Raw genomic sequence first — 21333 nt, 5'->3', positions numbered from 1 at the left:
TGCCCTCCAACCTGGCACACGCACATGGATAAAATCAGCGTCTTACTGCTCGCGGGCCTGACCAACGGCAGCGTCTACGGGCTGATCGGCCTGTCGCTGTCGCTGATCTACGGTACAAATCGCGTCATCAATTTCGCACAGGGCGACTTCGTGATGATCGGCGCGATGTCCGCGATCCTCTTCATGGTCACCTACGCGCTGCCCACGCCCATCGCGCTTCTCGCGGTGCTGGCCGTCGTTCTTGTTTGCTCGCTCGCGCTCGAGTTTGGGGTGTATCGCCCGCTCGTCAAACGCGGTGCGCCGCCGCTCACGATCATGATCGGCACGCTCGCTGCGGCGATCATTGCGAGCGGCATCGCGTTGCTGATCTGGGGCGCGAACCAGCTCTACGTGCCGAACATCCTGTCGCTTGAACCGATCACCCTCGGACCGCTCACGACCAATCTGCAGCAGATGGCGATCGTGGTGGCATTCGTCGTGTTCCTGCTAGTCACGTGGTTCCTGCTGTATCGCACGAGCTTCGGGCTGTGCATCCGCGCGACCGGTGCGCAGCCGCGCGTCGCGCAATTGATGGGCATCCGCTCGTCGCGCATCGTGCGCTTCGGCTTCATGTTCAGTGCATTCGTGAGCGGCATCTCGGGCGTGCTGATCGGGCCGCTTCTCGGCGGACAGGTGTCGATGGGCGTCGCGCTGACCGTCAAGGGCTTCATGGCGGCGATCCTCGGCGGACTTGGCAGCCCGTTTGCGGCGGCGGCAGGCGGTCTCGTGATCGGCGTGCTGGAAACGTTCGTCGCAGGCTATGGCAGCAGCCTCTACGCGGAACCGATCATCTTTCTTCTAATCCTTCTCGTCCTGTTGATCCGTCCGTTCGGGTTGCTGGGCGATTTCGAGGCAGTCCGGCGATGAGACAGGCATCCACCCAACCTTCCGCATGGCACGCGCGAGCGCCGTTCGTGCTTTTTCTGGTCGTCGCGGTCGCCACGCCGATGTTCTTCACCACCGGCTTTCAGTTGCGGCTGCTTTCGCTGATCTGCATCTACGCGGTGCTCAGCATGGGCTTCAACCTGCTCTACGGTTACGCAGGGCAGATCGCGATGGGCCATCAGGGCTTCTTCGCGATCGCGGCCTACGCGTACGCGCTGTTGCAACTGAAAGCGGGATTTCCGCCGCTCGTCGCGTTGCCTGCGAGCCTCGTGATCTGCGCGCTTGTTGCGCTTGTGATCGGCGTGCCGCTGCTCAGGCTGCGCACGCACTACCTCGCGATGGCGACGCTCTGCTTCGGCCTCGTGATCTCGGGCGTGGCGAATCGCTGGATCGACGTGACGGGCGGCACCGGCGGCCTCCTGATTCCGTCGATTACGATCGGCGAGAAGCCGATGGACCGCCTGACGCTCTACTACGTGATCGTCGCCGCGACGGCGCTCGTGCTCGCGCTGCAGAACTTCATCGTGTCGGGTCATCTGGGCCGCTCGCTGCAGGCGATCCGCGACGACGACAAGGCGGCTGCCGCGCTTGGCGTGAACGTCGCCGTGCAAAAGCTGCGCGTATTCGTGCTGAGCGCGGTTCTCGCAGGGCTCGCGGGTGTCGGCTTCGCGGTGGTCAGCCGGCAAGTCAGTCCGAGCATGGGCGAATTTCCGATCCTCGTATCGATGCTGACGATCGCCGTGGTCGGCGAACTCGGCACGCGCTATGGACCGATCCTCGGCTCGATCGTGGTCGTCATGGCGCCGCAGTTCCTCACGCGTTTCGGCGAGCTGGAAACGCTCGTCTACGGCCTCTGTCTTTTGTTGTTCCTGATCTTCATGCCGCACGGACTTTCAGGAATGTTCCGGTCGCTCACGGCGAAGCAGAGCGCCCGATTCGCGCGGCGCTCGCCGCCGCGCCTGCCTGCGCGGCACACCGTCAAGAAAGGAGTCGGACGATGAGAACGCAAGCCACACCGCGCACGCCGATCGAAGCGCCGCAACTGATGTCGATCCAGTCTGGCGTGAAGCGCTTCGGCGGCCTCGTCGCCGTCGACAACGTCACGTTCGAGGTCCGCCAGGGCGAGGCGGTCGGGCTGATCGGGCCGAACGGCGCGGGCAAATCGACGACGTTCAACCTCATCACGGGCGTCGACGGACTGTCCGCCGGCGAAATCTTCTTCCGGCAGGAAAACATCACGCATGCTCCGCTTCACCGGCGCAGCGCGATGGGCATGGCGCGCACGTTCCAGATCGTGCGTCTATTCAGCGGGCTGACCGTGCTCGAAAACGTGATGCTCGGCTTTCATCCGCAACTCGTCGATGGCTTCATCGCGTCGCTGCTGCGCTTTCGCAAGGTGGCGGCCGATGAGCGCCGCTCGGCCGAGCGCGCGATGGAGCTGCTGCAGTTCGTCGGTCTCGCGCAACGGGCGGACGATTTGATCTCGACTCTGCCGCATGGACAGCAGCGTCTTGTCGAGATCGCGCGGGCGCTGGCGAGCGAGCCCGGCATCCTGCTGCTCGACGAGCCGGCCGCGGGCCTCAACGACGAAGAGACGGCCGGGCTCGGCCGGATGCTGCGGCAACTCAACGACGACGGTCTCACGATCCTCATCGTCGAGCACGATATCGGATTCATCATGAGCCTGTGCCATCGGATCGTCGTGCTCGATCACGGCGCGAAAATCGCCGAAGGGGACGCGGCCTCGGTGCAGAGCAATCAGAAGGTCATCGAGGCCTATCTCGGAACGGGAGGCGTACATGCTAAAAATTGACGGACTGCGTGCCGGGTACAAGGGCACCGAGGCGCTGCACGGCATCTCGCTCGAAATACGCGAAGGCACGATCGTCTCAGCGGTCGGTGCGAACGGCGCGGGCAAATCCACGCTCATCAACGCCATCTCGCGCCTCGTCGATATCAACGCCGGATCGATGACGTTAAACGGGCGCGACATCGTCAAGCTGTCGGCGCCGGAGGTGGTTGAGCTCGGCATCGTGCAGGTGCCGGAGGGGCGGCAGGTCTTCGCCGCGCTGACCGTGGCGGAGAACCTGCGCCTCGGCTTTCACCGTCTGCGGCATCGCGGCGACAAGGCGCTCTTTCGCGATCGCCTCGACTACGTGTACGAGCTCTTTCCGAAGCTCAAGGAGCGCGCGGGGCAGCGCGCCATCACCCTGAGCGGTGGCGAACAGTCGATGGTCGCGCTCGGCCGCGCGCTCATGGCCGACCCGAAACTGCTGCTGCTCGACGAACCGTCGCTAGGACTCGCGCCGCTCGTGGTCGAGCGCATGTTCGAAGTGCTGCAAGTGCTGCGCCGGTCCGGGCTGACCATCCTTCTCGTCGAGCAGCACGCGGACGAAGCGCTGGCACTCTCCGATTACGGCTATGTGCTTTCCGTCGGCAACATCGCGGCGGAGGGCACGGGCGAATCGCTGCGCGATCACGAAGCGATTCAGCAGGCTTATCTGGGTTGATCGACTTGGAGAGTAGGTATGTCATGTGTGGATCTGGCGATCGTCGGAGGAGGGCTGGCCGGGCTCGTCGCCGCTAACCGGGCGGCGGAACTGGGCTGTTCCGCCGTGCTGCTCGAAGCGGGTAGCAAAGAAAAGTACGCCGCCAATTCGCGCTACGCAGGCGGCGTGTTTCATCTGGCGTTTCAGGACATCAAGTCCGACCCGGAGAGTCTCGAACGAGCGATTGCCGAAGCGTGTCCCGGCCTGCGCGATCCCGCACTGGCGGCTGCGCTCGCAACCGACGGCGCACGCGTCATCGATTGGCTGGCTCGGCATGGCGCGGAGTTCGGGCGGGGCGGCGAGTATCCGTTCATGAGCAACATGCTCGTGCCGTTCAGCTTGCGGGAGACGGGATTCCACAATCACTGGCGCGGCAAGGGCGGGGATTTGCTGCTGCAACGCCTTGAGGCATCATTTGTGGCGGCAGGCGGGCGCTTCATTCGCGGCGCGCGCGCAGAAGCGCTTCGCATGATCGATGGACGATGCCAGGGCGTAGTCGCTGCATTGCCCGACGGCACGGAAGGTGTGATCGAAGCGCGCGCCGTGTTGCTCGCCGATGGCGGATTTCAAGGCAACGCGGACATGGTGCGCGAATTCATCTCGCCGCGACCGGAGCATTTGTGCAAGCGCGGGGCGGGCACTGGAAACGGCGACGGGATCCGCATGGCGCGTTCGGCCGGCGCGGCGCTCGCGGGCATGGACAAGTTCTACGGCCACGTGCAACACAAAGACGCGCTCGACGACGAATCGCTCTGGCCGTATCCAGTGCTGGATATCGTGGCGTCGGCGGCGATCGTCGTGGATCGCAGCGGGCGGCGATTCACCGACGAAGGTCTCGGCGGCGTGGCGGTTGCGAACGCGGTCGCGGCGCTCGATGAACCGCTGTCGTCGTTCGTGATTCTCGATGAAGCGATCTGGGCGGGACCGGGCGGCGCATTCCTTCTGCCGCCGAATCCTGCACTAGAGCGCCTCGGCGCGACGATCCATCGAGCGGACGATATCGAGGCGCTAGCCTCGAAACTCGGCATGCAGGGAGAGACGCTTGCGCAGACCGTGCGGGACTACAACGCGGCGTTATCGAACTGCCATCCCGAGGCGCTGACTCCACGGCGCACCGTCAGGCTGGCGACCCTCGCGACCGCGCCATCGCCGATCGCTGGCCCCGGCTTTCTCGCGATCCCGCTTTGCGCGGGCATTACCTACACGATGGGCGGCGTCGTCATCGATGCGGATGCACGCGCACTCGACGAACAGCATCGCCCGATACCCGGCCTCTATGCGGCGGGCGCGACGACGGGCGGGATCGAGGGTGGCGCGAACGCGGGGTATGTCGGCGGCCTTGCGAAAGCGGCGGTGTTCGGTCTGCGGTCCGCCGAAAGCGCGGCTCGGGAGATAAGGGTATCCGTGTAAGTTCGCGCTGCCGCTGCTTGTTCACTCGCCGCGCTTGGTCTCCGTTTGCTGCAGGAGATAGTGCCGCTGCAAGGCCTTCAGATGCGTCTCCATCTCGTTTGCCGCTTTTTCCTCATCGCGTGCCGCAAGGTGCTTCAGCAAGCGACGGCGCGAAGGCATGACCGCACTGTCGGGCAACGGCGAGACCACTTGCAGCAACTGCTCGTGAATCTCGACGAGCGCATCGGTCAGGATCACGAGCACCGGGTTGCGCGCGGTGCGTGCGAGCAGCCGATGAAAGTCGAGATTGATCCGCACCCGTTCCGGAACGTCGCCCTTCGCGACGGCGAGCTCGCTCTGGCGGAAATTCTCGCGCAAGGCTTCAAAGTCTGCCTCCGTGCCGCGCTGGCAGGCAAGACGCGTTGCCGCCACGCTCACGATCAGCCGTGCTTCGGTCAAATCGGCCGGCCGGATCGCGCCGAGCCGGAACAGGTCCGAGAATCCGGCGATCACCGCGTCGCCCTGGCCTTCGCGAACGAAAGCGCCGCCCGTCGCGCCCTTGCGGAACTCAAGCACACCAGCCATTTCGAGCGAACGCAGCGCCTCTCGCACCGTGTTGCGGCTGAGGCTGAACTGCTCGGCAAGCTCCCGCTCCGGCGGCAAGCGGTCGCCCGGTTGCAGCGCACCGCTCGTGAGCTGTCCACGGATCTGGTCGGCGACGGCCTCGAACGCGCGTCGCGTCTGCACGGGCGCGTAGGCGGGCTTCGGACGCACACGCGCGACCGCGGTGTCTTCAGCAGCGGCTTCAATCGGGCGCTTCGGTGCGCGGGGGCTGGTGTTGGCTGTTTTCAATGGCTAATCCATTCATGTTGTCCTGTTGATCCTAACTCCCGCCGCGCGATTCATCAAGTCAGCAATCCCGCCGCCCAAATAAAGACTTCGCGCCTAAGCGGTTTCGCTACTTGACACGCTTCGCAACTTTCTGGAATATGATACCAATGGTTCATCCAATGCACCAACAGAAGGATGAACTAAGCGGATACGAATGGACGCACCAAAGCGCCCGCGCCGTTGAATGCAATGCGGGCAGCACAACCTTCAGAGGACGAGCGATGAGTGAAGACTTGAGAGACCTCGTGACGTACGAGGCGCGGGATGGCCGGGCATACATCACGTTTTGCCGCGACGAGAAGCGCAACGCGCTGACCTACGAAATGTTCGACCGTCTGATGGAGCATATCGAGCGTGCCGAGCGTGACGACGATGTGCGCGTCGTCATCTTCCGCGGCGAAGGTCGCGATTTCTCGACGGGGCACGATCTCGGCCAGGTCGGCGGCGCGGAATACGGGTTTTCGAAAGAGCCGGGCGCGCGGCGGCCGAGCCAGCGCATTCGTCTCAGCTTCGATAAACACCACGTCGAGCAGTTTCGCCAGATCCTCTATTGCACCAAGCCGACGCTCTCGTTGATTCAGGGATATTGCGTGGGCGCAGGTCTCTACATCGTCGAAGCGAGCGACCTCGCAATCGCCGCCGAAGACGCGAAGATCGGCCACCCTGAGCAAAAGATGGGACTCGCGGGCGCCTCGTACATGACGAGCATCAACATCCTCGCGATGGGTCCGAAGAAGGCGCGCGAAGTGCTGCTGCTCGGCGAAACCATGAGCGGGATCGAAGCCGCACGCATTGGGCTCGTCAACAAGGCGGTGCCTGCGAGCGAGCTGGAAGCGGCCGGCGAAGACTGGGCGGAACGCATCGTCAGGCTGCCGCGCGATGCGATCGCGATCGGCAAGGCCGCGACGCATCTCGCGCTCGATTCGCTCGGCATGACGTCGCAGTTCGTCCACGGTTATGTGATGCATGCGCTCGGCACGAACATCCGCTATGAGCCGGACGAAAACAACTTCATGAAGGAGCGCCGCAGCAAGGGCGTGACGGGCGCTGCGCATTCGCGCGAGAACCGCTACGACGGCGAGGCCAAGGAAGGCAAGTGAACCTGCCTAACCGATCCAGAAACAAACAGAGGGGACAGCATGCTTACTGAACTTACCGGTTCGTCGGCGGTGGTGCTCGGCGGAACGAAAGGCATTGGCCGGGCTTCGGTCAAGAAGCTTGCGCAGAGCGGCGCGAGCGTCGTCATCCAGGGACGCGACGAAGCGGCAGCGTACTCGCTGATCGACGAATGCAGCGCTTTTCCCGGCAAGCGCGTGTTCGTCAACAGCGACCTGCTGACTTACGAAGGCATCGAGCGCGCGGTGGAACAAGCGGTCGTGCAGTTCGGCAAGGTGGACATCGTGGTCGCGAGCGGCGGCCCGCGCGATCCCAAGCCGAAGCTCTTCGTCGACATGGCGCCAGACGAGGGGATCGCCTGCTTGACGAGCCGCCTGATGCCGCGTTTGAACGCCGTGCATGCAGCGACGAAATTCATGCGCGAACAGAAGTACGGAAAGATCGTCCTCGTCACGACCGATGCCGCGCGCATCCCGACGCCGAGCGAATCGATGATCGGTGCGGCCGGTGCATCGATCATGTTCCTCACGCGCGCGCTCGGCGCGGAGCTGGCCCATCTCGGCATCCGCATCAATTCGGTGGCGACCACGCTCACCACCGGCACGCCCGCGCACGACCGCTTTCTCGCGGCAAAGGATGCGGGCTCGCAGGAGGTGATCGTCAAGGCATTCACCAAGGCCGAGCAGCGCGTGAAGTTCAAGCTCAACACGGCCGAGGACCTCGCCGAATACATCCTTTATTTGTCGAGCAGGGAGTCGGATCAGGTGTCGGGATCGACCCTCAGCATCAACGGCGGTCTTTCCTTCCCGAGCTACTGAGCCGGGCAACCAGCACCGAATGACGGAGTGATTATGCGACTGAATGAAGAACTCGTTTCCATCCAGGACTCGGTTCGCCGGATGGTCCAGAAGGACATCGTGCCGCTCGTGGCCGGCATGGAAGCGAACGACCGCTTTCCGTCCGAACTGGTGCCGATCTTCGGCGACATGGGCCTGCTGCAACTGTGGCTTCCCGAGGAGTACGGCGGCCCGGGCGGCAACCTGAAGACCGTGTGCATCGTGAAGGAGGAGATCGCCAAGGTCTCGCTGGCCGCAGCCACACTGTGCGGCAACAACTCCATCTCGTTCATTCTGCCGATCCTCAACTTCGGCACCGAGGAACAGAAGCGACGCTGGCTGCCGCTCGCCGCCGAGGGGCGTCTCGTGACGGCGATTGCGGTGACGGAGCCGCAGGCAGGGTCCGATGTTTCGTCGATTCGCACGCGCGCGGTGAAGGACGGCAGTTCGTACGTGATCAATGGCCAGAAGAACTGGATCACGTGGGGCGGCTACGCGCAATACATCCTGCTCTTCGCGCGCACGTCGGAGGCGAGCGGGTCGGACGGCATCAGCGCGTTTCTCGTCGATACGAAGACGCCCGGCTTTCGCCTGGGTCGTCAGGAACACAAGATGGGCCGCCACGGCGCGCCGAATCACGAACTCTTCTTCGACAACATGCGCGTCGACGCCGACTGCATGCTCGGCGAGGAAGGCCAGGGCTTCAAGGCCTGCATGAAGGTGCTCGACTTGAACCGGCCCACCATCGCGGCGACGTCGCTCGGGCTCGCGCAGGGCGCGCTCGACGTCTCCGTGGCCTACGCGAAGGAGCGCAAGCAGTTCGGACGCGCGATCGCCGAGTTTCAGGGCATGCAGTTCAAGCTCGCCGACATGGCGATCAAGATCGAGGCCGCGCGCAGCCTGCTCTACAACTGCGCAGACGAAATCGATTCGGGCGATCACTCGCGCCTGAACATGCTCGCGTCGATCACCAAATGCTTCGTCACTGACATCGCGATGGAGGTCACGACCGAAGCGGTGCAGGTACTCGGCAGCTACGGTTACTCGAAGGAGTTTCCGGTCGAACGCATGATGCGCGATGCGAAGCTGAACCAGATCATCGAAGGGACCAACGAGATTCATCGGGTGATCGTCGCGCGCCGCCTGCTCGCGAACTGACCGGTCGATCTTCGATATCGACGAAAGAGGCTACGAGATGAAACCCCAACGCGCGATTCCCTGCGTCTACATGCGTGGCGGCACGAGCAGGGCGCTGTTCTTCCACGAGCGCGATCTGCCGGCTGACACCGATGCGCGCGATCCGCTTTTCTGCGCCGCGCTGGGAAGCCCCGATCCTGACGAGAGGCAGCTCGACGGCATGGGCGGGGGCATTACGTCGCTGTCGAAGATTGCCGTGATCGGGCCGCCGACGCACCCTGGCGCCGACGTGGACTACACGTTCGTGCAAGTCGATCCGCGCCGGGGTTCGGTCGGCTATCGCGGCAACTGCGGGAACATTTCATCCGCCGTGGGTCCGTTCGCGCTGGAAGAAGGACTCGTTGATGCAAGCGGCGAAGAAGCCGCCGTCGTGATCCACAACACGAATACGAAAAAGCTGATTCGCGCCCGTTTTGCGACCGTCAATGGATACGCGGCCGTAACAGGCGACTTTCGTCTGGATGGCGTCGCGGGTAGCGGCGCGCCGATCGAACTGGGGTTTCTCGATCCGGGCGGCGCGGCCACGGGCAAATTGCTTCCGAGCGGCCAGGCGCGCAACCGCCTGACGATCGAGTCGCTCGGGGAAGTGGAAGTTTCGATGGTGGACGCGTGCAATCCGGTTGTCATGATCGAAGCGAGAGCGCTCGGTTTGAGCGGCATCGAAACACCGGCCCAACTCAACGCCAATCCCCGCGCGATGCAGCTGTTCGAGCATCTGCGCGTGCAGGCCGCGGTCTCGATGGGACTCGTCGACGACCCCGCCGATGCGCGAACGAAGATGATGAACCTGCCGCTCGTCGCGCTGCTGTCGAAGCCCGCAGCGGTGCAAGACGGCATGCAGGCCGACGTCGTCGTTCGCATGATTTCGTCGGGGCAACCGCGCAAGGCGTCGCCGCTTACGGGCGCGATGTGTCTCGCGATCGCCGCGCAAATCGACGACACGGTGATTCACGACGTTCGGCTGCGTACGACCGCCGACGTGTCGCGCTTCGTCATCGCGCATGCGTCGGGACTGCTGCCGGTGGCCGCGCGGGTCGAGAAGCGCGATGGCCGATTCGAGGCCAGGGAAGCGATCGCGTTCAGGACGGCGCGCCGCCTGATGGATGGGCGCGTCTACGTACCGAACTGAGAAAAGCCCAAACGAACTGGAGAAGACACGATGAAAGTGATGGTCGCCGTCAAGCGGGTGCTCGACTACAACGTCAAGCCGCGCGTCAAAAGCGATGGCAGCGGTCTCGATCTCGCGAACGCGAAGATGTCGACGAATCCTTTCGACGAGATCGCGATGGAGGAAGCCGTGCGCTTGAAGGAGGCGGGAGTGGCAACGGAAGTGATAGCGGTGTCGTGCGGCACGTCGCAATCGCAGGAGACGCTGCGAACCGCGCTCGCGATCGGCGCGGACCGCGCGATTCTTGTCGAGACGAATGCCGACTTGCAGCCGCTGGCGGTCGCGAAGCTGTTGCGGGCGCTGGTGGAAAACGAAGCGCCGGGTTTGATCCTGCTCGGCAAGCAAGCGATCGACGACGACGCGAACCAGACCGGCCAGATGCTCGCCGCACTCGCGGGCTTACCGCAAGCGACGTTCGCGTCGAAAGTTTCGGTGCAGGGCGAACGGTTGATCGTCGAGCGCGAAGTGGATGGCGGCGCCGAGACGCTCTCGTTGCCAATGCCCGCTGTCGTCACGAGCGATCTGCGTCTGAACGAGCCGCGCTACGTGACGTTGCCCAACATCATGAAGGCGAAGAAGAAGCCGCTCGAAACCGTGAGTCCAGAAACACTCGGTGTCGATGTCGCGCCGCGTTTGGAGACCGTGTTCGTCGAGGAGCCTGCCGCACGCAAGGCGGGCGTCAGGGTGCCGGACGTGAGCGCGCTGCTGAACGCGCTTCGTGACGAAGCCAAAGTGTTGTGAGGAGAAAAGCGTGACCATTCTTGTTATCGCAGAACATGACAACCATGATTTGTCCGCGGTGACGGCAAACGTCGTCGCGGCTGCGCGTGAGATCGGCGGCGGAATCGACGTTCTCGTTGCGGGCAGCGGCGCGCAGGCGGTCGCGGAAGACGCCCTGAAGCTCGCGGGTGTGAACCGCGTGCTGCTCGCCGATGCGCCTCAGCTCGAAGGGCAACTCGCCGAGCATGTCGAAGCGACCGTGCTTGCAATCGCCCCAACGTATTCGCACATCTTGCTGGCGGCGAGCAGCCAGGGCAAGAACCTCGCGCCGCGTATCGCGGCGAGCCTCGATGTCGCGCAGGTCAGCGACATCGTCGGCATCGTCGATGCAGATACGTTCAAGCGCCCGATCTACGCAGGCAACGCGATCGCAACGGTCAGGTCCATCGATTCCATCAAAGTGATCACGGTGCGAACCACCGCGTTTGATGCGGCAGCATCGCAGGAGGCCGCCGCCATGCTCGAAACGGTCGTGGTGGAAAGAGGCAAAGACAACAGCCCGCAACTGATGGAACGAACGCTCGTCAAGCCCGATCGACCGGAACTCGGACAGGCGTCGACGGTGGTGTCAGGCGGCCGCGGCCTCGGCAGCGGCGAAAACTACGACCGCGTGCTCGCGCCGCTCGCGGACAAGCTCAACGCGGCGCTCGGCGCCTCGCGCGCAGCAGTGGATGCCGGCTTCGCGCCGAACGATGCGCAAGTCGGGCAGACCGGCAAGATCGTCGCGCCGCAGTTGTACGTGGCGGTCGGCATCTCCGGAGCGATCCAGCATCTCGCGGGCATGAAGGATTCGAAGGTGATCGTCGCGATCAACAAGGATAGTGAAGCCCCGATCTTCTCCGTCGCCGATTACGGGCTCGTGGGCGACCTGTTCCAGATCGTGCCCGACATGGTGGAGGGCCTGTGATGCATTCGAACCTTGCCAACCTCGACGGGAGCCGCCATGAATGAAGCCGTGATGTCCGACACCCTGCAGCGACAGGCGCTGGCCGAAGAACTCGACAGCTTCAACTGCCGCGTCGCACAACCGACCGACGGGCCGCTCTTCACGCGCGAACCGCAATCGGCAATGAAGGCGGCCCACTGGCAAGCAAGCGATCTGGAACGGCTGCTGGAAAAGATCGGCGCGAAGCTGAAGCTCGAAGCGGGCGGCCAGCGCAGAACGCTGCGTCTCGCGAATCGCGGCCTGCCGTTCGGCACGACGCCGACGATCTGGGCATCGATCCAGTACATCCTGCCCGGCGAGATCGCGACCGCGCATCGTCATACGGCGAGCGCGCTGCGCTTCATCATAAAAGGACGCGGCGCCGATACGATCGTCGACGGCGAGCGCTACGAGATGAACGAAGGCGATCTCGTGCTGACGCCCGCGTGGACCTGGCACGACCACGAGCACAAGGGCGATGAACCGATGATCTGGCTCGACGTGCTCGACATATCGCTCGTGCGCTCGATGCATGCAACGTTCTTCGAAGGCTCCGATGTGCCGCGACAAGCGGTGTCCGACATACCGGACCGCTCGTACCGGCACTACGGCAGCGGTCTGATGCGGCCGCTCAACGACACGAGCAGGCCGGCGCTCAATCCGCTGCTCGTCTATAGCGCGGGGCGCGCGCAGGAGGCGTTGCGTCTTGCCGCCGCGCTGCCGCCCGATCCGTTCGACGACACCGCGCTCGAATACCTGAACCCGCTGACCGGCGACTCGGCGCTGCCAACGATCGGCACCGCGCTGCAATCGCTACGGCCGGGCATGCATACGAAGGCGCATCGTCACACGGGCAGCGTCGTCTACTGCGTGATGCGCGGAAATGGCGCGACGATCGTCGATGGAACGACCTTCGAATGGGGCGCGGGCGATTTCATGTCGATACCGCCGTGGGCCGTGCACGAGCACATCAACCGCTCGGACGACACGCCCGCGATGTTGTTTCAGGTCAACGACTTCCCGGCCCTGAAGAAGCTCGGACTGTATCGCGAGGAAGCGGTGTAGCCCTGGCTTCCAGGCAACGCCACAACACGAACTCGAATTTTTTGGAGACTGCAAATGAAAACACCGGTATTGATCGTGGGCGCGGGCCCGATTGGACTGGCACTCGCCGGCGACCTGGGCTTTCGCGGCGTGTCGTGCATGCTCATCGAACGCAGCGATGGTCAGGTGATTCAACCGAAGATGGACATGGTCGGCGTGCGGACGATGGAATATTGCCGCCGCTGGGGCATCGTTCCGTGGGTTCACGAGGCCGGTTACAACCGCGACTATCCGCAGGATTGCGCATGGGTCACGGGCTTGAACGGCTACGAGTTCGGACGTGAAGTCTTTCCGAGCCCGAACGACGAAAAGTGTCCGCCGCAAAGCCCGCAGAAGCGGGAGCGTTGCCCGCAGAATTTCTTCGATCCGGTCCTGCGCCGCTTCGCACAGCAGACGCCCAACGTGACGATCTGCTACAACACCGAGATTGTCGAGTTCAGCGAGACGCCGGACGGCGTCACCGCAAAAGTGCGCGACACGCTGAGCGGCGAGGAGAGGGTGATCGAAGCGGGCTATCTCGTCGGATCGGATGGCGGCGCGAGTATCGTTCGCCAGGCGCTCGGCATCGGCATGACGGGCGAGCCGACGCTCACCCATACGACCAATGTCGTATTCCGCTGCAAGGATCTGGAAGCGCTGCACGACAAGCAGCGCGCCTATCGCTACATCTTCATCGGACCGGAAGGCACCTGGGCGACGCTCGTCGCGATCAACGGGCGCGACCAGTGGCGTTTCTCGCTCGTCGGCGACAACAGCCGGCAGACGCACAGTGAGGAAACCATGCGCGAGGCGATCGTGCGCGCGGTCGGCCGGGAATTCGACTTCGAGATTCTTTCGATGCTGCCGTGGGTGCGGCGTCAACTCGTCGCCGACCGTTATGGCACGAAGCGCGTGTTCGTCGCGGGCGACGCAGCGCATCTCACGTCGCCGACTGGCGGCTTCGGCATGAACACGGGCATTCAGGATGCGGTCAATCTCTCGTGGAAGCTCGCCGCGAGCCTTCAAGGCTGGGGCGGCGCGCATCTGCTCGAAACGTACGAGACCGAGATGCGGCCCGTGGCGATCCGCAACGTGTCGGAGGCGACCGGCAACCTGAAGCGCATGCTGTCGCCGCGTGTGCTGTCGCCGTCGAAGGAGATTTTCGAGGACGGTCCCGGTTCCGAAGCGGCGCGCATCGAGTTCGGCAACCAGTACACGGAGCTGATGAAGCGCGAGTGGTTCTCGATCGGCATTCACCTCGGCTACATGTACGAGGGCTCGCCCATCATCGTCCCCGACGGCACGCCGCAGCCGCCCGACGAAGTCTCGACCTACGTGCAGACGGCGCGGCCAGGTTCGCGTGCCCCGCACGCCTGGCTCGCGGAAGGCAAGTCGACACTCGATCTGTTCGGCAAGGAGTTCGTGCTGATGCGCTTTGAGAAGGACGCATCTGGCGTGAGCGCTCTCGAAGAAGCCGCGGCGGCGCGCAAGGTGCCGTTCAAGTCGGTCGAGATCGACAACGACGAAGCTCGCAAGCTGTACGAGCGCCGCCTCGTGCTCGTGCGTCCCGATGGTCAGGTGGCGTGGCGCGGCGATACGTTGCCGGACGATCTGCTCGCTCTCATCGATACGGTGCGCGGCGCGCAACGCACTCGCCTGGAAACGAAATCGGTAGAGCAGAGCGAGGCTTGAGTTGAAGGGCGGGGCGCGGACCAGATGCCGCGCCCCGCATTTTCCGGAGAAACCGTGATGAACGCGATGGCGAGAAACTGCTGGATGCACTTCACCTGCGCGATGATGCTGTGCGCGCTTGCCTATGCGGGAAGTGTTCCTGCCACCCTCGAAAGAGAGTAAGAGCGCCGAACTCAGGCGCTCATATGGCGTTCGAGAAACGGCAGGATCGCGCCGTTGAACGCTTCATTGCGATCGCCCGCGATCATGTGTCCCGCGCCCGGTACTGTGCCGACTTCAAGTTGAGGCAGACGCTCGCGCAGCTCGTCGATGCCGCCCGTCGTCACGACATCGCTTTGAGCGCCGCGCACGAGCAGCGCCGGAATCGTGATGTTGTGGCACATTTCGAGCAGCCGCTGTGCGTGCTTTTCGCGCTTTTCGTCGCTGCGTTCACGAAAGAAGCCTGGGTCCCAGTGCCAGTGCAGCCGGGGCGAGCCGACGCGGCTCGTCGGCGGCTACTTTCAGGTCGAAACGGAGCATGTGGCGCTGCTCTCGGGCCTGTTACCCGAACTGATCTTCATCCGCTCGTCCGACGAAGAAGCGGGGCGCCTCACTCGCGTACTCGAACTGATCGGCGAGGAGGCGCTGGGAGAGCGGCCCGGCCGCGATCTCGTGATGAGCCGGCTCGTGGAAGTGATGCTCGTGGAAGTGCTGCGGCGTCCGGTGCGGCACTTGGAAGGTCAGCGCACGGGATGGCTGAGCGGCATGGCCGATCCGCCCATCGCGACGGCGCTGCAAAAGATGCACGCGGACGTCGCGCGGCACTGGACCGTCGCTTCTCTGGCGAAGCAGGTAGGCATGTCGCGTGCCGTGTTTGCGCGCAGGTTCGCCGAACGCGTGGGTGTCGCGCCCGCAACCTATCTTTCGAACTGGCGGATCGCGCTTGCCAAGGATGCGCTCCTCAACAGCGAGCAATCGATCAGCGATATCGCGCTGTCCATCGGCTACCTCTCCGATAGCGCTTTCAGCACCGCGTTCAGCAGGATCGTCGGGCGCGCGCCGGCATCGTACAGGAGAGCAGGGCGAAGAGGCAGCGACGCCGCTTCGGTCTGACGGACGCTCGAAGCAGCCATAAGCGGATCTGCTCGAACCATCGTTTTTTAGTATTTTCCCTTCCAGCCCGCACGCCTTATCGTCTGCCCATCAACACGTCGTCCTGCATCGAGTTTTCGAAAGGTGCAGGACCTTCAATGACGGTCAGCGGAAAAACGCACGATGCTCAAGGTATGCATTTTCGGCGGCGGCGCAATTGGCGGATACATCGCGGGCCATCTCGCGCGCGCCGGATTGTGCGAAGTCAGCATGGTGGCGCGAGGCGCGACGCTCGATGCGATTCGCTCGAATGGCATACGGGTCGTCACACCCGTCGAGACGTTCAGCGTGCGTGTCGATGCGCGCTCCGATGCGCGTGAACTGGGCGTGCAGGATTATGTGTTCATCACGCTCAAGGCGCATCAGGTCGAGGGTGCGCTCGCACAGATCAGCAATCTCATAAACCACAACACTGTCGTGCTTCCTCCGACGACGGGCATTCCCTATTACTTCTTTAACGACGCTCCAGGGGAGCTGACAAATCGGCAAATGCGCCGTATCGATCCTGCAGGACGCCAGTGGCTCGCTCTACCACCGCGGCAGGTGCTGGGTTGCGTGTACTGGATCGGCGCGCATTCGATCGAACCGGGTGTGATCGCACAGGACGGCGCGAAGGCCGGCTGCCCGCTCGGTGAGCTGGACGGCAGCCGTTCGACGAGGGCGAATCGCCTGAGCGAACTGTTGAGCGCGAGCGGCATCGCATCGAAAGTAAGCGACGACATCCGCTCGGCGATCTGGATCAAGTTCGTCAACAGCCTGTGCTGGAATCCGGTCGCCGTGTTGACGCAGGCAACGCTCGGCGAAATGCGCGACGCGGGCGATGTCGTTCCCATCATCAAGGCGATGATGCGCGAAGCGGATGCACTCGCGGTGCGACTCGGTATTGCCATCGGTCCCGATCCCGACAAGCGCATCGCCATGACGTTAAGCGCGACGCATCACAAGATGTCGATGCTGCAGGACCTGGAAGCGGGGCGCGCGCTCGAACTGGATGCGCTCAGCGAATCGCTGAACGCCGTGCGTGAGCTTGCCGGCATGCCGACGCCCATGCTCGATTCCGTTCTCGCCATCGCACGGCTTCGCGCTCTAACGGCAGCGCGCCAAACCTGACTCTCATCGCGCTGTCCTGGCGCATGCATCACATTCAACCGATCGAAGGAGCAGCATCGATGACATCCCGTTCGTCCGAGTCTTTCCGGCGTCCGCTCGAAGGCTACAAAGTCGTCGAAGCGTGCAGCTATATTTCAGGACCGTTCTGCGCGCAGATGCTTTCTGATCTGGGCGCCGACGTGATCAAGGTCGAACCTCCGTCGGGCGATCCTTATCGCAACTTCGGGCACAGTTGGGAAGGCGTCGGCACTGTATGGACCAATTCGAACCGTGGCAAGCGAAGCGTGACCCTGGACCTCAAGTCCCCCGAGGATCTGTCGCGATTCAGGGCGCTCTTGAGCGACGCCGATCTCTACATCGAGAACTGGCGTCCGCATGTTTCGGCTTCGCTCGGCCTGAGCTTCGAGCACGTGAGCGAACTGAATCCGCGCATCGTTCAGCTGTCGATCACGGGCTACGGGCCGGACGGCGATCTCGCGAAGGAACCCGCGTTCGACGCGCTGATTCAGGGTCGCACCGGCCTGTTGAGCTATGAGGCGGCGGGCGGCACGCCGCGCGCGACGAACACGTTTCTCGCCGACAAGGTCGCAGCGGCTTTCGCCGCGCAGATGGCGTTGTCCGGCATTATCGCTCGTGACAAGTCGCAGAAGGCGATTCATCTCGAGACATCGATGCTCGACATCATGTCCTACTACAACTTCCCGGACATGTTCCATAACCGGACCTTCGTCGATGACGAAGCCGCAGTGACGCTCGCCCCGCAGCCCGTGCTTGCGACGAAAGACGGCTATCTGGTCCTCTCGCCCGTGACGGGCAAGCAGCTCAGCAGGACGCTGGATGCGATCGGTCATCCCGAATGGAAGGACGAGATCAAGCGAATCGCCAATCGCAAGGCGATGACTCATACGTTCTTCGAACGGGTCGCCGGACCGCTCAAGGACCGGACCACTGCCGAATGGCTTGAACGCTTTCGCGAACTGGACGTGCCGGCGGGCCCGGTGAACGAACCGTATGCGCATCTGAGCGACCCGCAAGTCGCGCATAACGAGCTCTACTCGGAGATGCAGACGCCCTCCGGAGCGGTTCGGGCAATCCGCTATCCGGCGCGGTTCAACGGCCACCTGCTGAAGCCCCGGCAGCCGGCGCCGACGCTCGGTGCGAGCAACGGCGAGTTGCTGATGGACTGATGCTTCGTCTGGCAATCAGGCAAAGAACGAAAGGAGGAGTCGACGTGCCGATCATGCTGAGAGGGTTCGAAGGAATTCGGGCCTACGTGGGCTTCGATCTGGGCAAGAGCAGTTGGGTGGAGGTCAGTCCCGAGATGCTTCGCGCGTTCGCTTCGGTGACCGATGACAGGGACGTGATGCTCGTCGACGACGGCGGGAGCGTCGCGCATGGCTATGTGCCGCTGTGCCTCATGATCCCGATGCTTCGCGACATCTACCTGCTGGAAGATATCGGGCCGGCCCGGGTCTGCGGAATCGATCGGCTGCGCTTTCGCGCGCAGGTCCCGGCGAGTTCCAGTATTCGGCTCGTCGTCAGGCTGAAATCGTTCGAAGCGACCGAGGAGGACGCGCGACTCACACTGCACTGTGAGATGGAGTGCGACGCCGCGCGAGAGGCGGTGCTGGACGGCGAGGTCTCATATCGGTTGATGCGGTCGTCGCGTTTCTTGGAGCCGCCCGTCGGGACGATTCGAAACGTGTGACGGGTGGAGAAGGAAGCATCGACGACAATCAATGACTCGCACCGGTTCCTGTTTTCGCGACACGGCTCTACAGCGTTGCGGGGCGTCTATTGCCGCGTAGACCCGCGCGCTTCCCCTTGCCTTCGGACGATACTTAGCCGGCAAGCGACCGACCGCAGGCTCCTTACTTCGGCCGCCCCGCGGCTACAGACCGAGCAAAGGTAATCTTCATCTGCCATCGACCGGTTCGGTCCGCGCGTTCCGGCGCAATACATCCGCAGGTACGCCGAAGGTTCGCAAGAATGCGCGTCGCATACGCTCCCGGTCTGCAAAGCCCGTTTCATTTGCCACCACGTTAATGGTGTGGCGCCCTTGTTCAATCATGAACCGGGCCGCTTCAAGCCGGAGTTGCTCAACGGCTTTGGCCGGCGGCAGACCGGTCTCGGCTAGAAACGAACGGCTGAACTGGCGGGGGCTTAGGTTGGCCACCGTCGCAAGCTCCTCGACGGTCAGGGCATTGCGCATATTCCGGCGGATATGTGCCAAGACTGATTCGATGCGATCGGACTTCGGCGTCATGTCGAGAAGCGCTGAATGTTGCTCCTGGCCGCCTAGCCGGCGTTGATTCATGACCAGAAGCCTGGCGACCGTCTTTGCTGCTTCAGGGCCGAGGAGAGCGAACGCGGCAAGCTTCGCGGCATGCGCAAAATAGGCGGTCGCGTCGATGAGTTGCGCCTGCATGACCGGGTACACAAAATATGCGCCGGTGACACCTTGCAGCGCCGCTTGCACGGCATGGCTGTCCAGCAGGTCGCCAACGATGACCTCGACGTCTCTCGCCCGCAGCGCGGAGGCTCGCTCGTCGTCGCGATGGACAAGGGCGCGCACGCGGGCACCCTTTGATAGTCGTCAACATGTCGCAGATCTCCGCAAAGGCCGACGCCCGCAGTCAGGCTGCGCTCGCGCACTGGTATGGCGAACGTGTGTTTGATTGGGCGGGAGTTCCGGTGACGCATCTTCGTCCAACTGTCTTCATGGAATGGCTGACGTATGGCTTCCAGTTGCCGTTGATCGCGAATCACAATGTGCTGCGAGCGCCCACCGCAAACGGCCGGCACGCGCCGATCGCCGCCGCCGATCAAGGTCGCGTAATCGCCAGCGTTCTTTTGGATTCCGCGCCTCATGCAGGCAAGACGTACCCGCTGTTCGGTGCCGAAGAAATGGATCACGAGGAACTCGCGCGAGCGGTCGGCATTGCGCTTGGGCGGCCAATCCGTTATGAAGCCGAGAGCTTCGAATCGTTCGAAGCCCGTCTTGCGGAGCTCGGGTTGTCAGCTCATTTCATTCAGCACATCACGTCGGTGTATCGCGCGTATCAGGCGAGCGAGTTCGCAGGCACGAACGACATCGTCGAACAGATCACCGGACAAAAACCGATGCAGGTACGCGAATATGTGATCGCAAACCACAGCCTCTTCCAGCCGGCAGTTTTCGGGTAGGCCGTAAGCTTCGAGAATCTCTGCGTAACTGCCGAGTCACCGGCAGGCTCACCCGAGCGACTGCCGGCGTACTGGTCGAGGCAGCGGGGTACGCGCGGCTTGAACTTGAGCGCACGCCGATGCCGCAGCGACAGCGGCAGCGACAGCGGATTGCCGGCGTTGCCATGAGCCTGCGATGCTGCAGTCGTTGAACCGTCGATGTGCCGACGTTCGTAACGAGGCGGATGCGCGTGTCCAAAGTTGGTGTTCAGCGTTCTATTTATCGTAGGGCGCATCGAGCGAGTGAAACTGCACGACGTTTCTCACAAACTCATGTGTTGAACAGACGCGCGATGCCGCCTTCGATGTGGTCGCGCATCGCGTTGCGCGCGCGATCCGCATCGCCGTCGTCAATTGCCTTGACGATCTGTGCATGCTCGTCGAGGACAGCTTGACGACGCGGAGCGACTGGGGTCGCACCGGAAAGATCCCGGACGAGACGAATGCTGAAGCTCATTTGCTCCAGAAGAGCGCCCAGCGTGTGCGCAAAAAACCGATTGCCGGTCGCCTGCGCGACCGCCATGTGAAAAGCGATGTCCTGGTCGATGCCGGATTCTCCACGCGAGAACGCTTCCCCCACTCTCGCATGGCATTTCCTCAACTTCGAAATGGCGAGCCGGTCGCTGACCGTTGCGGCGCATGCCGCACTTTCGCCCTCAAGACTTCGGCGAAATTCCAAAAAGCTTCTCACGTCGGGAATGCTTCCCAAATTCGCATACGACAGAATTTGCGAAGAGGCTTCCCTCGCACTCACGTAGTGGCCTGAGCCTTTGCGGGAATAGATTTTGCCTTCGGCGCGCAGCCGCGCAAGGGCCTGACGAAGCATAGGCCGAGAAACCCCGAAGCGCTCGGCCATGGTCTGCTCGCCGGGCAGGCGCCTCCCCGCCTGTAAATCTCCGCTTCCGATCAGGGCAAGCAACTGGTCGTATGCGTATTCGTCCCGCGTATGCACGGGAATCTCAGAAGAGGAGCGAAGCGAGTACATGGCATATCCGTAAAATGAGAATCTGTCAGACAGACTAACAGATTAAATTGACAGCCTGAAGGTGCGACCGACAGAATCGGTTCATCGTCAAGCCAACGCGGATTTTGCACCATGCCAAAGATCACCAACATACGGACAATTCGCCTGCCCGCGCGGCCGAAGCTTATTTGGGTGGAACTCGAGACTGATGACGGACTCACTGGCCTCGGTGAGACCTTTCGCGGTGCGCAGGCCGTTGAGGCCGTACTGCACGAGCTAGTACAACATCCCGTAAATAGGTTGAATAAGTAACCGCCTCGATTATCATGACGGGATGAGCCGAGGCCGCCATG

At 63.1% G+C, this 21333-nt stretch carries 21 protein-coding genes and 2 pseudogenes; 18 read left to right on the top strand and 5 right to left on the bottom strand.

The annotated features are described in order from the left end of the window. The first annotated feature begins 24 nt into the window (after positions 1–24). From AWB67_RS26485 to AWB67_RS26465, 5 genes are read left to right on the top strand one after another with little or no spacing between them, the layout of a single operon-like run. Positions 25–906 carry a branched-chain amino acid ABC transporter permease gene (locus AWB67_RS26485; RefSeq protein ID WP_087659181.1) on the top strand — a complete coding sequence of 294 codons (882 nt, stop codon included), beginning with the start codon at positions 25–27 and terminating at the stop codon, positions 904–906. After that, positions 903–1925, top strand: a complete 1023-nt coding sequence (locus AWB67_RS26480; protein ID WP_087659180.1) for a branched-chain amino acid ABC transporter permease — start codon at positions 903–905, stop codon at positions 1923–1925. Before AWB67_RS26485 ends, AWB67_RS26480 begins: the two co-directional genes overlap by 4 nt. Further along, positions 1922–2737: an ABC transporter ATP-binding protein gene (locus AWB67_RS26475; RefSeq protein ID WP_087659179.1), complete on the top strand. Its 816-nt coding sequence runs from the start codon at positions 1922–1924 to the stop codon at positions 2735–2737. The genes AWB67_RS26480 and AWB67_RS26475 overlap by 4 nt, the downstream gene beginning before the upstream one ends. Next, on the top strand, positions 2724–3434 hold the full coding sequence (locus tag AWB67_RS26470) for an ABC transporter ATP-binding protein (RefSeq protein WP_087659178.1): 711 nt from the start codon (positions 2724–2726) through the stop codon (positions 3432–3434). Before AWB67_RS26475 ends, AWB67_RS26470 begins: the two co-directional genes overlap by 14 nt. Before the next feature lie 18 nt (positions 3435–3452). Further along, positions 3453–4883, top strand: a complete 1431-nt coding sequence (locus AWB67_RS26465; RefSeq protein WP_087659177.1) for an FAD-dependent oxidoreductase — start codon at positions 3453–3455, stop codon at positions 4881–4883. Between the two features lie 21 nt (positions 4884–4904). Here the strand turns inward: AWB67_RS26465 and AWB67_RS26460 are convergent, their stop codons facing one another. Continuing rightward, entirely contained in the window at positions 4905–5714 is an 810-nt protein-coding gene (locus AWB67_RS26460) for a FadR/GntR family transcriptional regulator (RefSeq protein ID WP_087659176.1), read from the bottom strand. 260 nt (positions 5715–5974) lie between these two features. On the opposite strand from AWB67_RS26460, the gene AWB67_RS26455 reads away from it, so the two are divergent. From AWB67_RS26455 to AWB67_RS26420, 8 genes are read left to right on the top strand one after another with little or no spacing between them, the layout of a single operon-like run. Continuing rightward, complete coding sequence (locus tag AWB67_RS26455; RefSeq protein WP_235025327.1) at positions 5975–6853, top strand: enoyl-CoA hydratase/isomerase family protein; 879 nt, start codon at positions 5975–5977, stop codon at positions 6851–6853. A 39-nt stretch (positions 6854–6892) separates the two neighbouring features. Further along, positions 6893–7687, top strand: coding sequence for an SDR family NAD(P)-dependent oxidoreductase (locus AWB67_RS26450; protein ID WP_087659175.1), 795 nt, complete (start codon positions 6893–6895; stop codon positions 7685–7687). Positions 7688–7720: 33 nt separating this feature from the next. After that, positions 7721–8863 (top strand): acyl-CoA dehydrogenase family protein, encoded by a 1143-nt coding sequence (locus tag AWB67_RS26445; protein WP_087659174.1) that lies wholly within the window; start codon positions 7721–7723, stop codon positions 8861–8863. A 37-nt stretch (positions 8864–8900) separates the two neighbouring features. Further along, positions 8901–10031: a 2-methylaconitate cis-trans isomerase PrpF family protein gene (locus AWB67_RS26440; RefSeq protein WP_087659173.1), complete on the top strand. Its 1131-nt coding sequence runs from the start codon at positions 8901–8903 to the stop codon at positions 10029–10031. A 30-nt stretch (positions 10032–10061) separates the two neighbouring features. Further along, entirely contained in the window at positions 10062–10811 is a 750-nt protein-coding gene (locus AWB67_RS26435; RefSeq protein ID WP_087659172.1) for an electron transfer flavoprotein subunit beta/FixA family protein, read from the top strand. A gap of 10 nt (positions 10812–10821) precedes the next feature. Further along, a complete protein-coding gene (locus AWB67_RS26430) occupies positions 10822–11757 on the top strand; it encodes an electron transfer flavoprotein subunit alpha/FixB family protein (protein ID WP_087659171.1) in 936 nt (311 codons plus the stop codon). A 36-nt stretch (positions 11758–11793) separates the two neighbouring features. Then, complete coding sequence (locus tag AWB67_RS26425; RefSeq protein ID WP_087659170.1) at positions 11794–12840, top strand: cupin domain-containing protein; 1047 nt, start codon at positions 11794–11796, stop codon at positions 12838–12840. Between the two features lie 54 nt (positions 12841–12894). Next, on the top strand, positions 12895–14550 hold the full coding sequence (locus tag AWB67_RS26420; protein ID WP_087659169.1) for an FAD-dependent oxidoreductase: 1656 nt from the start codon (positions 12895–12897) through the stop codon (positions 14548–14550). A 173-nt stretch (positions 14551–14723) separates the two neighbouring features. Here AWB67_RS26420 and AWB67_RS39715 read toward each other — a convergent pair whose 3' ends face one another. Then, positions 14724–14933, bottom strand: coding sequence for an alpha/beta fold hydrolase (locus tag AWB67_RS39715; RefSeq protein ID WP_125477680.1), 210 nt, complete (start codon positions 14931–14933; stop codon positions 14724–14726). On the opposite strand from AWB67_RS39715, the gene AWB67_RS26415 reads away from it, so the two are divergent. From AWB67_RS26415 to AWB67_RS26400, 4 genes are all read left to right on the top strand, one after another. Next, positions 14920–15642, top strand: coding sequence for an AraC family transcriptional regulator (locus AWB67_RS26415; RefSeq protein ID WP_087659168.1), 723 nt, complete (start codon positions 14920–14922; stop codon positions 15640–15642). The genes AWB67_RS39715 and AWB67_RS26415 overlap by 14 nt on opposite strands. 162 nt (positions 15643–15804) lie before the next feature. After that, entirely contained in the window at positions 15805–16791 is a 987-nt protein-coding gene (locus AWB67_RS26410) for a ketopantoate reductase family protein (protein WP_087659167.1), read from the top strand. A 59-nt stretch (positions 16792–16850) separates the two neighbouring features. Continuing rightward, positions 16851–17978: a CaiB/BaiF CoA transferase family protein gene (locus AWB67_RS26405; RefSeq protein ID WP_235025326.1), complete on the top strand. Its 1128-nt coding sequence runs from the start codon at positions 16851–16853 to the stop codon at positions 17976–17978. A gap of 44 nt (positions 17979–18022) precedes the next feature. Next, positions 18023–18499, top strand: coding sequence for a hotdog family protein (locus AWB67_RS26400; RefSeq protein ID WP_087659166.1), 477 nt, complete (start codon positions 18023–18025; stop codon positions 18497–18499). Between the two features lie 207 nt (positions 18500–18706). On the opposite strand, the pseudogene AWB67_RS26395 reads toward AWB67_RS26400, so the two are convergent. Next, a pseudogene (locus tag AWB67_RS26395) lies at positions 18707–19150 on the bottom strand (helix-turn-helix domain-containing protein); the annotation flags it as partial. A gap of 24 nt (positions 19151–19174) precedes the next feature. Further along, positions 19175–19369 (bottom strand): annotated as a pseudogene (locus AWB67_RS43425) (NmrA family NAD(P)-binding protein); the annotation flags it as partial. A 23-nt stretch (positions 19370–19392) separates the two neighbouring features. Between AWB67_RS43425 and AWB67_RS26390 the strand changes: the two are divergent. Next, complete coding sequence (locus AWB67_RS26390; protein WP_200822308.1) at positions 19393–19977, top strand: Rossmann-fold NAD(P)-binding domain-containing protein; 585 nt, start codon at positions 19393–19395, stop codon at positions 19975–19977. A gap of 310 nt (positions 19978–20287) precedes the next feature. Here AWB67_RS26390 and AWB67_RS26385 read toward each other — a convergent pair whose 3' ends face one another. Then, positions 20288–21001 (bottom strand): FadR/GntR family transcriptional regulator, encoded by a 714-nt coding sequence (locus AWB67_RS26385; protein ID WP_087659164.1) that lies wholly within the window; start codon positions 20999–21001, stop codon positions 20288–20290. Positions 21002–21333 lie beyond the last annotated feature (332 nt).

The organism is Caballeronia terrestris (genome assembly GCF_001544515.1).
Classification (GTDB): Bacteria; Pseudomonadota; Gammaproteobacteria; order Burkholderiales; family Burkholderiaceae; genus Caballeronia; species Caballeronia terrestris.
Note: the sequence above shows the minus strand (reverse complement) of the source record. Positions and strands in the feature narration are given on the sequence as shown.